This window comes from Paenibacillus foliorum (genome assembly GCF_013141765.1).
Classification (GTDB): Bacteria; Bacillota; Bacilli; order Paenibacillales; family NBRC-103111; genus Paenibacillus_S; species Paenibacillus_S foliorum.
This window is the reverse complement of record NZ_WHOD01000059.1, coordinates 1-13,591: the sequence shown is the minus strand read 5'-3', so window position 1 is coordinate 13,591 and position 13,591 is coordinate 1. Positions and strand designations below refer to the sequence as shown.

Annotated in this window: 14 protein-coding genes; 8 read left to right on the top strand and 6 right to left on the bottom strand. The window is 46.0% G+C overall.

Translation table 11 applies throughout. The features are described 5' to 3' along the window. Window positions 1-17 precede the first annotated feature (17 nt). The 3 genes from GC093_RS15595 to GC093_RS15585 are packed head-to-tail and all read right to left on the bottom strand — an operon-like array spanning window position 18 to window position 3,039. Window positions 18-248 carry a hypothetical protein gene (locus GC093_RS15595; protein ID WP_171652821.1) on the bottom strand — a complete coding sequence of 77 codons (231 nt, stop codon included), beginning with the start codon at window positions 246-248 and terminating at the stop codon, window positions 18-20. Beyond that, complete coding sequence (locus GC093_RS15590) at window positions 245-1,417, bottom strand: Ger(x)C family spore germination protein (protein WP_246314481.1); 1,173 nt, start codon at window positions 1,415-1,417, stop codon at window positions 245-247. The genes GC093_RS15595 and GC093_RS15590 overlap by 4 nt, the downstream gene beginning before the upstream one ends. Further along, on the bottom strand, window positions 1,414-3,039 hold the full coding sequence (locus GC093_RS15585) for a spore germination protein (RefSeq protein ID WP_171652820.1): 1,626 nt from the start codon (window positions 3,037-3,039) through the stop codon (window positions 1,414-1,416). The genes GC093_RS15590 and GC093_RS15585 overlap by 4 nt, the downstream gene beginning before the upstream one ends. A 215-nt stretch (window positions 3,040-3,254) precedes the next feature. On the opposite strand from GC093_RS15585, the gene cls reads away from it, so the two are divergent. Further along, window positions 3,255-4,685, top strand: coding sequence for a cardiolipin synthase (cls, locus tag GC093_RS15580; protein ID WP_171652819.1), 1,431 nt, complete (start codon window positions 3,255-3,257; stop codon window positions 4,683-4,685). 301 nt (window positions 4,686-4,986) lie between these two features. Here the strand turns inward: cls and ligD are convergent, their stop codons facing one another. From ligD to ku, 3 genes are all read right to left on the bottom strand, one after another. After that, entirely contained in the window at window positions 4,987-5,880 is an 894-nt protein-coding gene (ligD, locus tag GC093_RS15575; protein WP_171652818.1) for a non-homologous end-joining DNA ligase, read from the bottom strand. 82 nt (window positions 5,881-5,962) lie between these two features. Next, window positions 5,963-6,877 (bottom strand): ATP-dependent DNA ligase, encoded by a 915-nt coding sequence (locus tag GC093_RS15570; protein ID WP_171652817.1) that lies wholly within the window; start codon window positions 6,875-6,877, stop codon window positions 5,963-5,965. Next, a complete protein-coding gene (gene ku / locus GC093_RS15565; RefSeq protein ID WP_171652816.1) occupies window positions 6,874-7,725 on the bottom strand; it encodes a non-homologous end joining protein Ku in 852 nt (283 codons plus the stop codon). The genes GC093_RS15570 and ku overlap by 4 nt, the downstream gene beginning before the upstream one ends. A 219-nt stretch (window positions 7,726-7,944) precedes the next feature. Here ku and GC093_RS15560 point away from each other — a divergent pair, with 219 nt between their 5' ends. The 7 genes from GC093_RS15560 (at window position 7,945) to tsaD (ending at window position 13,219) form a co-directional block, all read left to right on the top strand. After that, entirely contained in the window at window positions 7,945-8,175 is a 231-nt protein-coding gene (locus GC093_RS15560) for a hypothetical protein (RefSeq protein ID WP_171652809.1), read from the top strand. Window positions 8,176-8,180: 5 nt separating this feature from the next. Next, window positions 8,181-8,363 carry an H-type small acid-soluble spore protein gene (locus tag GC093_RS15555; protein ID WP_171652815.1) on the top strand — a complete coding sequence of 61 codons (183 nt, stop codon included), beginning with the start codon at window positions 8,181-8,183 and terminating at the stop codon, window positions 8,361-8,363. Window positions 8,364-9,127: 764 nt separating this feature from the next. Then, entirely contained in the window at window positions 9,128-10,171 is a 1,044-nt protein-coding gene (gene thiL / locus GC093_RS15550; RefSeq protein WP_171652814.1) for a thiamine-phosphate kinase, read from the top strand. A 6-nt stretch (window positions 10,172-10,177) separates the two neighbouring features. Continuing rightward, window positions 10,178-10,666, top strand: coding sequence for a tRNA (adenosine(37)-N6)-threonylcarbamoyltransferase complex ATPase subunit type 1 TsaE (gene tsaE / locus GC093_RS15545; protein ID WP_171652813.1), 489 nt, complete (start codon window positions 10,178-10,180; stop codon window positions 10,664-10,666). Further along, window positions 10,666-11,580 carry a tRNA (adenosine(37)-N6)-threonylcarbamoyltransferase complex dimerization subunit type 1 TsaB gene (gene tsaB, locus GC093_RS15540; protein WP_171652812.1) on the top strand — a complete coding sequence of 305 codons (915 nt, stop codon included), beginning with the start codon at window positions 10,666-10,668 and terminating at the stop codon, window positions 11,578-11,580. Before tsaE ends, tsaB begins: the two co-directional genes overlap by 1 nt. A 14-nt stretch (window positions 11,581-11,594) precedes the next feature. After that, window positions 11,595-12,113 (top strand): ribosomal protein S18-alanine N-acetyltransferase, encoded by a 519-nt coding sequence (rimI, locus tag GC093_RS15535; protein ID WP_171652811.1) that lies wholly within the window; start codon window positions 11,595-11,597, stop codon window positions 12,111-12,113. Next, window positions 12,110-13,219: a tRNA (adenosine(37)-N6)-threonylcarbamoyltransferase complex transferase subunit TsaD gene (gene tsaD, locus GC093_RS15530; protein ID WP_171652810.1), complete on the top strand. Its 1,110-nt coding sequence runs from the start codon at window positions 12,110-12,112 to the stop codon at window positions 13,217-13,219. Before rimI ends, tsaD begins: the two co-directional genes overlap by 4 nt. Window positions 13,220-13,591: the final 372 nt, after the last annotated feature.

The following is a 13,591-nucleotide window of genomic DNA, read 5'->3' as shown; positions in this document are numbered from 1 at the left end:
CCTGTTCAGTTATAGATTTAAGGATGAACGATTGAGAACACCCAAGGCGAAACCTGATTGATGAAGAAATGAGTTGGCATTGGTAGCTTTACTCCAAATAGGATAGTAATAAACGTAAAGCAGGTCAGGGAATATACCGTTATGTATAATCCCTTTAGTGATTTGTTCTGTTTGCGCAGTCTTTTTAAATCAAATAACAGGTTCATCAGTAAAAGAAAAGCAAAGGCGGTCAGAAATATTTTGTTCATTCATCGGTTCTCTCCTTAGTCACATTTTCATAGATCAGTCCTGTGTTTGTGAGATCGCTCTCTACTTGTATAGTAAAGCGTGCTTCCTTCATCGCTTCCGGCCATTCTTTCTTGAAGCTTTGTTTCCAGATTTCGGGGTAAGCGCGCCAGACATAGGTTCCTAGGAGGGCAGGGTCTGTATTGGTTTTTAATGATTTATCAATTAAAGCTTGTATGCTTTTTTTGATATAAGCCGAGAGTGCATGTTCAACCTCAATAATTTTTTTCGTTTGACTCAGATCATAGAAGGAGCGATCCTCTGCCAGCGTTGCTTTGGCTTTAGTATGAATCAGGTATTCTATCTTCCCATTGTTTATGTTGACGGTGATTTTCGTTTTGGTATTATGAACATTTAAAGTCATCAGATGATCTTCGGCAATTATCAATGTGACGTTTCCCATGGTGTCGCTGTTATTCAGCCATGAGAAGCCTTGTGCCGTTTCGTTCTCTAATGTTCCTATCATTTTATCTCCTCGAAATTGAGCATAGCCTTTGAGTTCAATCTCCTTGGAGGGCTTTTCGCTTTTTTCCGATTCCTTGATAGCTATATAAACGGCAACCGGATCTCCACCCTGAGAGCTTAAGCCTAAGCCGATGTCCTTCATATTCATGTCTTCAAAAGTGCGATACTTGGCAAGCTCACGAATCGCTTCCGAAGGAAATCTTTCGAAGCGTGGGGTAGCTGCGAGCGCATCAAAAGCCTTCCCTTTGGTAACCAGCATATAAGTCGACATTCTGTTTTCGGGATTTCGCGGAGTAGCGTCGAACAAGTCTCGAATACCCCGTTTGGCCATTTCCTCCCCAATTAGAATGGTTCTTCGATGGGCCAGATACATACGCCGCGACATTCTCTTTTGCAGCTTCATCTGAGCATCGCGATAGGTCTCCCCCACCTCAGAGTCGATATAGTAGCTTTTATCTCCGCTTGTACCGCCACCACCACCGCCTGGCCCTCCCATCTGGCCTGGGAGCGGGAGCAGCACAGAATAGCGGATTTGGCCGTCTTTTTCAATATCAAGCCCTGTCGATAGCACGAAGCCGACGTCATTGATTTCCGTGCGGTCCCAGCAGCCGGATAACGGAAGAAGGAGTGTCAGTAGCAAGAGACTCATTACGCAATGCTTAATCAAAGGACATCCTCCTCATCACCCTTGGTATGCTTGATGTTTATCCCGGTTTGTCCTCCTTGCTCATGGATCTCATTTGATAATTCATTGCCTTGATTTATGGCATCCTTCAGAGGCATGAAGGTCGGTCGCTTCACCATTTTCCACCACGGAGCGCGAATTAGAACATCATTCATATCGCTTGAGGATAGAGGTCCGATTGGTGACAAGTAGGGAACGCCAAAGGAGCGTAAATTCGCCATATGTCCGATGATAAACATGACCATGATAAAAATACCGAATATACCGAACAAAGCAGCCGCGAAAATAATGGGAAAGCGGAGCATCCGAATCGCTATCGCTCCATTGAATTTGGGAATGGTGAATGATGCGATTCCAGTAATAGAAACGACAATAACCATCGGCGCCGAGACGATGCCGGCCTGAACGGCCGCTTGCCCTACAACTAGAGCGCCGAGGATACTAACGGCAGAACCGATAGTTTTGGGCAGTCGGATCCCGGCTTCTCGCAGCGCCTCAAAGGTTATTTCCATGATTAAGGCTTCTACAACAGCTGGAAACGGAATCGATTCGCGAGATGTAGCAATAGAGAGCAGCAAGGTGGTCGGCAGCAGGTCTTGGTGAAACGTTGTAATTGCAACATAAAGGCCAGGAGTAAGCAGGGATAATACGACAAAGATATAGCGCAGCCAACGGATTAAAGTTGAGATTTGAAACCGTTCGTAATAATCCTCGCTCGCTTGCATAATTTCCACAAAGACGAACGGAATTAGCAGAACGAATGGAGTGCCATCTACGATAATCCCGACCCTGCCTTGCAGCAGAGCCGCTGCAACCATATCAGGCCGTTCCGTATATTGAACCTGCGGAAAGGGAGAGAATGCAGAATCTTGAATGAATTCTTCCAAATAGCCCGATTCCAGAACGGCATCGATATCAATCTTGTCGAGCCTTCTCAAGAGCTCTTCAACAATATTAGGATCTGCCACATCCTGCAGGTAAGTCACTGCAATGCATGTATTGCTTTCCCGGCCGATTGTCAGGTGTTTCATCTTTAAATGCGGTGTCTTCAGTTTTCGGCGAATCATGGACGTATTGGTTCGCAAATTTTCCACGAAGCCTTCACGTGGTCCTCGTATGACGGATTCGGTTTCAGGCTCATTGATGGCACGCAGTGCTGCCCCGCGGATACCGAGCATCAAGGCTTGGTTGTTGCTCTCTACAACCAGTCCCACGTCTCCGCCTAGTACAGAGAAGAGCAATTCGGCATAATTATCGGTCTGTTGGATTTGTGATACAGGCAATGTTGTTTCCATTATTCGATCGATGAGCTGCTCTCGTCCCTCGAGAATCATGAGAGATTTCATCGTTTCGTTGACAAGCTCGGAATTTACTAAGCCGTCGACGAAGAATAATATCGCCTTGATGTCACCTTCTATTTTAAATTCCCGGATAACGAAGTCTGAGCAATCCTCGAAAAGCCCAGTTAAATACGTTTTATTTTCCTCAAGAGTCATAAAAATCGGCACCGATTTCAGCTCTGTGATGAACTTGTAGTCGAGATTTTGTAAGGATGAATTTTTGGAGTCTGAATTTTTTTTATCTCGGCTTTGCGTCTTAAACATGGTGGCCTCCTTGTATTTTCCTAAAGAACCAAGGTGTGGAGGAGAGTATCCCATACTATGTTTCCTAAAAACCCAGAAATTATTATTTTTTTTCTTATTGGGTTTTAGAGCGAGAGCTGCATGGTGTATTTGGCGCTTGCATAACACAACGCTTAAAGGTCAAAGATAATGGAATACTGGAACGGGTTGACTACCGAGAAGAGGAGGCGGCTGCCTTGGTCTGGATATTGCTTGTGTTGATTTTGTTTATATTTCAAATCATCACCATTCTAGTGCATGAATTTCGCCATCCTTCAAAAACCGTGGCATGGCTGGTCATCCTGTTTGTATTTCCAATAATCGGATTTATTATGTATTATTTTTTGGCGAAGGAATATACGCAGCATAAAAAGGTTCGGCGAAAGAAACATCGATATATCCCTAATCCTCAATTTGAAGGACGCAGGTATGCGGCATCGCAGACACATGGAGAAGAAGTTCAGCATGACAGTATTTGCAGTGAATCCAGACTTTACGCTTTATTAAATAACATCCCGAGCTCATCCTTCACGCAGCAGAATGAAGTTAGGGTGCTGACCAACGCAGACATGGCATTTAAGGCAATGCTTGAAGCGATCGAGAATGCGAAATCGTACATACATTTTGAGTTTTATACATTCCGAGATGATAAGATTGGACTTGAGTTTCGAGAGTTGCTCGTTCGCAAAGCCGCAGAAGGCGTAAAAGTTCGGTGTATTTTTGACGGAGTTGGCAGTTATAAGCTGACCAAGAGCTACCTGAAGAGACTTTGTGATGCGGGTGTGGAGACTTTTATTTTCCTGCCGCCGCTTATTGCTTTTTTCGACAAACGGATGAATTACAGGAATCATCGCAAGATTGTTGTTGTAGATGGAATTATAGGTTATCTAGGTGGGATCAATATTGGGGAGGAGTACTTAGGTGGCAACCCGAAGCTGGGCTTTTGGAGAGATACCCATTTGGAGATCAACGGCGATGCCGTATACTCACTTCAATACACCTTTCTTACCGACTGGTTTTTTGTCAGCGGGCAACGTTTAGCCGATCCGATCCTCTTTCCAGAGCATCACAATACCGGGAACAAAAGGGTCCAGATTATTAGCAGCGGTCCGGACTCCAACCTGGATGCTATTCTGGAAATGTATTTCGGAGCTATTACCACCGCCAAAAAGCGAATTTTTATTACGACTCCTTATTTTGTCCCTGATCCGAGTATTAATATGGGGTTGAAGACGGCTGCAGTCAGCGGAGTGGATGTAAGGGTTATTTATCCTGAGTGTACGGATTCCAAGCTGGTCAATTATGCTTCATTGTCGTATTTTGAAGAGCTGATGCAGGCAGGAGTTCGTTTTTATTCGTATAAAAAAGGATTCATGCACGCTAAGGTGCTCATCGTAGACGATATTCTCGCGTCGGTAGGTACGGCTAATATGGACATGCGCAGTTTTTTTAGTAATTTCGAGCTGAATGCCGTGCTGTTTGATAAGGAAACGATTGGGCGGTTAGAGTCGGATTTTTTACAGGATTTAAGGGATAGCGAGGAATTGAAACTGGAGGTATTCATTAGTCGATCTAGACTGCAGAAAGGTAAAGAAGCCGCAGCCCGGCTGTTGTCGCCGTTATTCTAGGAGTCTGTCTGATGAAGCAATCCGTGAATATGTATTCATTATTACTGTTATTAGGGAAAGGGATAGCACTCCACCGCTCCTCTACCCCACAAAGTGAAGATTATGCATTGGAGAGGATTCCGAATACTTTGCGGGGACCCCGAGAACAAGAATTTAAGTTGTCTTTAGCTCACCTTGCGGTAACAACTTAATTTCAAAGGCGGCCGTAAACTTTCCGTGCCATTCCCTTATCCCTCCATAACCAATGAATAAATATTCACGAAGATGGGATTGTTGGCAGGACACCTAGAAGTCTTTTTTATTAAATAAAAGACAATACATGCTTCAGGTTCTGGGGAGGCAATTGTTGAATCAGATCACCCGTTTCTGCTAAACGGTTCCCAATGGTAAGCAGGTTGAATTCGCGGGGATCGCAGCGGCGGGCTACTTCGTCCCAACGAAGCGGGGTAGAAACAGTCGCGTCCTTGCGTGCCCGCGGCGTGTATGGAGCCGATAGCGTCTTGCCATACCAATGCTGTAAATAATCGATATAGATAAGGTTGCCTCGATCCTTCTTTAAACGTTCGATGGTAAATAGCTTTGGATGCTTTTGCACAGAGTATTGAGCTACAAAATGGCCGATTTTCCGCAGCTGCTCAAAGGTATAGCCATGTTCACGCTCGATTGGCACATAAATTTGCACGCCTGTGGCGCCAGAGGTTTTGGGAACGGATTGGATGTTCATCCGATCAAGAGCTTCGCCGATTATTTCCGCTGCCTCCATAATACGAGGCTCAGGGTCCAAGCTTGGATCGATGTCGATTAGCCATTCTTCGGGCAACGGCTCTCCAATTCGGTGGAAGGATGGATGAAATTCTAGGCAAGCCAAATTACCGAGCCACAGCAAAGTGGGAGCAGAGTCGAGATGTACATAGTTAATGCCTTCGAGCACCGCGGTTTTGACAAAATCGGGGACAGGCTCGGGGGCATTTTTCTGATAAAACGATTTATCGGCATAGCCATGAGGAAATCGAATGGTCGTTAGATAACGATCACGGCAATAAGTTAACAAGTAAGGGGCCAGCATAAGCAGCTTCTCCAAGTACATGATCTTGCTGATTCCCATCTCCGGCCACAGCAGCTTGTTCGGATTTGTAATAGTAATCTCCTGTCCTTCGATAACCACGGTTCCTTTATTCTTTGCTGCAACAGCCATGCGGCGAACCTCCTGTAGGTTTTTTCGTAAGAAAACCTGTAGCTTGATTTTTTATGGAAGAAAACACAAATAAATGAACTCTTTATCCCCTATCATGAAACTTAACAATTTTGGGATGGCGCAGCTGTCCATCTGAGGTGACTTCAAGCCCTGTTACGGTACATAGAAACGGGCTGCGAAGCCACAAGATTTGCTCCTTCTTTAATTCTGCAGGAAGGGTGCCAAATAATGGTGTATCCAGCTTGCGCTTTAAGCCTTCCTGCAGCAATTGGGACTTGCGCTTTTCATCCAATCCCGATGAAACCCGACCGAATAGTATGCCGTCCTTTGCCATAATGAGGCTTGCAACTTGTCCACCACGGATAATAAGTCCGGGTATGGCAACTTCGAACAACAGAGCCGTCTTCTTTTTGTACCAGTCCTTGTGCTTCTTCCCTTCACGGTAAGTGCTGGCAAGTCTTTTGGCTACTACGCCTTCCCAGCCGCCTTGCTCAACCCAACTCCACAGCGGTGGTAGATCGCTGAACAGATCGGTTACAAACAGCTGAGGCTGCTTGTCCGGTAAAAGCTGAAGCAGTCTGCGATGGCGCTCCACATAGGGAAGGGGACGTAAATCTTCTCCGTTGCAATACAGCAGATCAAAGAGCACATAGATGAAATGATTGCCGTCATGAACTCCGGCCCTGAATGATCGGGACCGTTCCCGCTTAAGAATCAGCTGAAAATTAGGCCGCTGCTTGCTCTGATCGAAAATGACCGCCTCACCGTCAAGCAGGCAGGAGTGCTTTTGCTGTAAAGGCTTGAGCAGCTCCATGGCTTCGGGATAAAGGTCCGATTTACTCAGCATCTGCCGTGAAAACAGCTCAATCCGCTCCTTTTCCAGTCGCGCTAGCAGCCGGACGCCATCCCATTTAATTTGATAGCCCCAATCCTCTCCCAGGGGAAGCTTATCGACTGCAATGGGGGCCATAGGTTCCTTAGGCAGCAGGATCGTCATGATACGGTTTCCTTCACCTTGCCCTCCTTGGTAGATTTCCTTGCTTTTGGTTTAGGCCCTGCGGGGGATGTTTCCGGTAATGGCTTCATAGCGTCCAGACTAGCCTGAAGTGCAGACATAAGATCCACAACATTCGTTCTATGAGGCTCCGGTGCGACGCTGATCTGATGTCCGCTTACCTTTTGCTCAATCGCATTAAGAACAGCTTCCCGATAATCATCTTTATATTTTTCCGGTTCAAAAGGAGTCGTTAGCTGCTCGATTAGCATTTTGGCCATCTGTAGCTCCTTATCGTTCACGTTGCTTTGTTGTGGCAGATTGGGAACCTGATCAACCGAACGGATTTCATCCGGGTAAAATATGGTCTCCATAGCGATACAATTATCGATAACTCGTATAGCCGCCAAGCTGCTTTTGGTCCGAATCGACACTTTGGCAATGCCTATTTTACCCGATTGTCTCATAGCCTCCAGCAGCAGATTGTAGGCATTCGCTCCCGTCTCGTTTGGTGCCAGAAAGTAGGTTTTCTGAAAATAGATCGGGTCGATATCCGTCAGCTGGACGAAATCGAGAATTTTTATTTCTTTTGTAACTTCACCGTTCAGATTATCCAGTTCGTCCTTTTCGAATAAAACAAAAGCACCAGGCTCATATTCATACCCGCGGGCAATTTCTTCCCATTCGACCTCTCGTTCACAGGTAAGACATTTGCGCACAAAATTTAGCGGTGTCGTGCACTCCTTATGGATGTATCGCATCGAGATATCCTTATCCTCTGTAGCTGAAAACATTTTGACAGGTACATGAACCAAGCCGAAGCTAATCGCACCTTTCCATACTGTATGCATAGCAGCATCTCCTTTAAAGTTATTAAAACTAGTATCCCCATTTCATGAATGATTCACACCAAGAGAGGCATCATAATACCAGCGGAGACGCCTATGTGTTGAATTCGGTTTAGGCACAATTCAGCAGTTGTATGGACGTCAGTTTTACTAAAGTAAAACTCCAGTTAACGCTTACTATGCCAGTTTTACTAAAGTAAAACTCTAAGGAGGAACAGATCGATGGGGCAAAAGAAACAGGAAAATCAAGTACAGCAAGAAAATACGGGTGAGTTGAGTGAATCGACAACCGATGCGCTCCATCAAGGCCGCGAGGATTACTTCATGGACATAGACAGAATGGTTAATGAAGGACTCGGCGGAGGGTATGTCTCGATCAATAACGGACTTATTGAGGAATCTACCACGGATACGATGGACCATCCCGAATCGGTCATTAAAAGTGAGGAGTAACCCATATGAAAGTATATCGTGCTCAAGAAATATTACAGTCGGATGCCAAAATTGAGGTTGAGCTAAACGGGGTTTCCGTATGGATTGACAGTGTAGATCCCACGCAGGAAACGGCAAAAGTCCATGTGAAGCAGAAGCCAGCCGATACAAAAGTTGTGTCAGTTGAGGAGCTTCAGGAAGTCCAATAAGGCCTTGGTTTCATGAGATTAACTACTCTTATATGAGAGCTTAAGATTAAGTTCTCTAAAGTCCACAATGGTGATCCGGGTGTAATCGTATAGCGTAAAGACAGGATGAGTCTTAGTTGAATGGACGGAACTGAAAATTCCTTTATTCAATCTGTGGTCTCGAATTTTATGGAATAGCGGTAGTAGGAGTTCCGTTATTTTAGGGAAATGGGAGTATGATACACAAAAACAGAGAGATAAAGGAATTAGCACTTCCGTTATCCCTCTGTTTTTTGTGCTTTTCAGATGATAAAGGAACAAGTGCTTCCGCTATTGTGAGAGTCCTCACTTCTTTGGCAGCACGTCTATTTACTAGGACATCTGAATGGAGTTTCTCGCAGCTGTAACTTCAATTTCTATAAATCGAATGCATAAGTTACCAGATAGAGGCAGTACTTCTACTTGTACAAGACAACGAATCAACGAATCCGTGTTTGTTAATAGAAAGAGGTTACTTTTTACAAGAAAATAGTGCTACAGTTTAAAATAAACTGGAGAGTACAGATTGAAACAAACTAAACTAGAGAGCTGCAGAGGTGAGCTTGACGTTCTAGTTCTTATCAGTAGTTGAACCATAATCCTAATCACCTCAGACGGACAAACTCAAATTGTACACCAAGGACGCCGTACTTGTTAGCTTAATAAACGGTAAGGCCAGTTGTATTGCTACATGATAAAGGGAGGGATATAATAGACACACAATACATGGCAGAGGCGGTTGTAAGGTGAGCTCTATTGATGAATTTGCTCTCATTCAGTGGTTGACGGACGGCAAGCAGTCGCGCGCTTTTCAGCAAGCCGGCGGGGTTGAGACCGGCATTGGGGATGATGCTGCTGTAGCCAATATAACACCAGGCTATCAGCTAGTGATGACTTGCGATACGATGACAGAAACGATACATTTTAAAAATATGACCATGCGCGATCAGGATATCGGCTACAAGGCGATGGCTTCTGCAATTAGTGATATCGCTGCTATGGGAGCCGTTCCGAAGTATGCGCTTGTTGCTGTAAGCTGTCCGCAGGGAACGGAGTTTGCAAGGTTGGAAGAGCTGTATTTTGGCCTTTACGATTGTGCAAACCGATGGAATGTAGTTATTGCGGGGGGAGACACAACGTCTTCCATGGGCGGGATTACGATTACCGTAACCGTTATAGGTGAAGTAGAGAAAGGCAAAGCCCTGCTTCGCTCTACAGCTAAGCCTGGAGATGTATTATTCGTCACTGGATATCTTGGCTGCTCTGCAGCGGGCTTGGATTATTTGCTAAAGCGCGATCTGCCAGCTGATCAATGGCTCACTCAAGAAAAGAGCCATCCAGACAGGGAGCGCTTGATTCAAGCACACTGCCGACCGGAGCCAAGAATTGATGCGGGTCGTTTGCTTCAGGAATCCGGAGTATGCCATGCATTGAACGATGTAAGCGATGGACTGGCTAGCGAAGCTTGGGAAATCTCCGAGGCGTCTGGAGTAGGTATTGATCTGATCGAGGACAAGATTCCTATAGCGGATGAGCTCATGGCTTATTCGATAGATGCTGAGAAGGACCCGCTTGATTATATTTTATTCGGCGGTGAGGATTATCAGCTTTTAGGCACTATGCAGGCAGAGCATGCCATCTCGATGCAGATGAAATTTAGGGAAGCTGGACTTTCTCTCTATATAATAGGCTACGTTAACGCAGAAGCTGAGGGTGTGAGGCTTGTCCAAAGCAGCGGGTACGTTGTTCCGATTGATAAAAAAGGCTATAACCATTTTCGAAAGGGCTGATTGTAGATGACAGCTCCAGCTTTTTATACATATAAAGCAAACAATACGGAGCAGACAGGTGCGCTTGCGGCTGCACTAGCCGTGAAGTTCGAACCTGGCACCGTAATAACGCTGGATGGGGATTTAGGAGCGGGCAAAACGACATTTTCGCAAGCTGTAGCCAAGGCAATTGGTGTTAAAGGAATTGTGAACAGCCCAACCTTCACCTTGATTAAAGAATACGAAGGGGAGTCTCTTCCTTTTTATCATATGGATGTATATCGCTTATCTCTGGAAGAGGCGGATGATCTGGGTTTGGATGATTATTTTTATGGCGGTGGGGTTACTTTGATTGAGTGGTCTTCCTTAATTGAGGAGCTTTTGCCTAACGACAGGTTGTCCATAACAATTGAGCATTGCGGCACGGGAGAACAGGAACGTATGTTTAGGATAACCCCTCACGGAAGTACTTACATACAATGGTGCGAGCAGCTAAAGGAGAACGGAATTCTATAATGACAAGTATATCAAAATCTATTAACGGCACGTTGCTTGCTATCGACACGTCTACAAGCTCTATGTCGGTGGCTTTAACCCGCGGTGGAGAACTGCTCGGCGAATTGAGTTCCAAAGCAGAAAGAAATCATTCGATTCATTTGATACCTTTGATACAGCAATTGCTGTCATCAGCAGGTATTCACCCGAGGGAATTGGATGCTATTGCAGTGGGTGTAGGTCCCGGATCTTATACGGGTGTACGGATTGGCGTTACTGTAGCTAAGACCTTCGCTTGGACGCATGGCATGGACTTGCTTGGTGTATCCAGTTTGGAGGCATTAGCTTTGGGTGGTGGCGCTGCTTTTTTAACTGGAACAGGAGTAACACCGGATTCGGAGCAGGCCACATTGGCAGCGGATGAGACCTTGAAAACTGCTGCGACAACGGAAGTAACTTTGGGTATAGTGGAATCCGGAGACTACGAGTCAGCTGAGGCTGAGCTTAGCAAGCAATCTGAGACGATCTGGATAGTTCCCATGTTTGAAGCGCGTAGAGGACAAGCGTTTACCGGTTTGTATCAAGCTTCACCTCAAGGCTGGAGCTGCTTGATTGCAGATGGAATTCGCCTGATGTCCGATTGGTCGGAAGAACTGCTAGAACGAACTAGGAATGTAAGCGGTAGTGACTTTGTCATGCCGGATCGGATATTGTTTGTTGGAGAAACGGATCTGCATGTTGAAGTGTTGCAAAAGTTTTTTGAGAGATGGTCCGGGGCATGCGGCATGGTGGGGAATGAGATGCGTGCGCGTCACATCGCTGATATCGGGAGAAGGCATTGGCGGGACGGACGTATTGAGCAAGCGCATGGATTGGTACCGAATTATACGCAGATTACTGAGGCTGAAGCCAATTTATTGGCCAAGAAATTGTAGGGGAGGCCGTAACGATGGAAGCGCAGAAACATACAGAAGCCATTGGCCCCTTGGAATTCCGTTCAATGAGGCTGGATGATATCCCGGCTATTTGTGAAATAGAGCAAGAGGCATTCACTACGCCTTGGACTGCAGGAGCTTTCCACAATGAATTGACCAATAATCAATTCGCTCGTTATATGGTAATGGAATATGAAGGTCAAGTTATAGGCTATGGGGGCATGTGGCTGGTTATTGATGAGGCGCATGTAACTAATGTGGCCGTACGTGAAGCATACCGCGGTAAAAAGCTTGGCGAGCTGCTGATGCGAGAACTGCAAAAGACAGCGAGCTTCCTGGGTGCTGAACGGATGACGCTGGAAGTGAGGCCTTCTAATATTATTGCACAGCGCCTATATGAAAAGCTTGGTTTTCATTCAGTTGGAGTTCGCCGCGGCTACTATACGGATAATCAAGAGGACGCTCTAGTCATGTGGGCGGATTTACCGAAATATGACCATACTTTGAATGAAAGTACAGGGGAATTGTTATGAAAAAAAGTACGGACCTAGAGAACGAGCTCAGCTTGTCCTCCGATAATAAGGAGTCTGAAGGCCAGAGTAGCAGTACCTCTCAAGCGGTGAAGCCTTCTATTATTCTAGCTATTGAAACTAGCTGTGATGAAACTTCGGTTGCTATCGTAGAGAATGGGACTATTATTCGTTCTAATGTAGTATCGAGTCAAATTGAAACGCATCAACGCTTCGGAGGAGTCGTCCCGGAGGTGGCTTCGCGTAAGCACGTGGAAAGCATAACGTGGATTATCGAGGAAGCGTTCGAGAAGGCGGGAGTTAGTCCTCGCGAGCTATCCGCTGTTGCTGTGACAGAAGGTCCGGGGCTGATCGGCGCACTGCTGGTTGGAGTGGTAGCGGCCAAAACCTTGGCTTATTCACTTGATCTTCCATTAATCGGCGTACATCATATTGCTGGACATATATACGCTAATCAGCTTGTTCATCAGCTGGAATATCCCTTTGTATCCCTTGTAGTATCGGGCGGGCATACGGAGCTTGTGTATGTAGAAACAGAGGGCAAGTTCCAAATTATCGGCCAAACGAGAGATGACGCTGCTGGCGAAGCCTACGATAAGGTAGCACGGGCTTTGAAGCTGCCGTATCCTGGAGGCCCGCATATAGACCGGCTCGCGCACGAAGCTGAAGAGGGACTTCCGCTGCCACGTGCCTGGTTGGAGCCTGGTTCGTATGATTTCAGCTTTAGCGGGCTGAAATCAGCAGTGTTGTCCGCGATGAATTCAGCTGCCATGAAGGGCCAGCCGTTAGAACCGCGTACCGTAGCCAAAGGCTTTCAGGACTCCGTTATCGAAGTCCTGGTAGAGAAGGCGCTTCGCGCCGTGCAAGCTTACGGTGCGAAGCAGCTGCTGTTGGCGGGCGGTGTGGCCGCCAATAAAGGGCTGCGGGAGCAGCTGGCTGCGCGCTGCGCCAAAGCGGGGGTGCCGCTGCTTGCTCCGCCGCTCAGCTTGTGCACCGACAACGCGGCGATGATTGCCGCCGCCGCTTTCTTGAAGCTGAAGCGAGGACAATTCTCCTCGCTCGAACTGAAGGCAGAGCCCATGATTAAGCTTGAGTCATGGTCTGTTTAATAACAAGTCCACCCCACGCTTTTTTGTGGGGTGGACTTGTTATTTTATCGATAATAGCTTAGCAGCAGTGAATCTAGCATTTCACTCTATTAATGAAATATAGCTTGAGCACGCTAACTTTGCATCTTATCTCAAAGTGAAGTACTATTCTCGGAGTAAATATGGCTTAAATTTCCACTAACAAATAACTTGCATTCTCTTTTTGAATTTGTTATATTACATCTTGTCGCTTCGGAGGCAGTCGGATTTTGAAGAAGAATGTTTAAGAAACTTCAAAAAAAGTACTTGCAATGATGTAGACGAATGTGTTATATTGATCAGGTCGCTTTTGAGAGATTGTCGAAAGAGATCGAAACAAAACGAATAAGATAG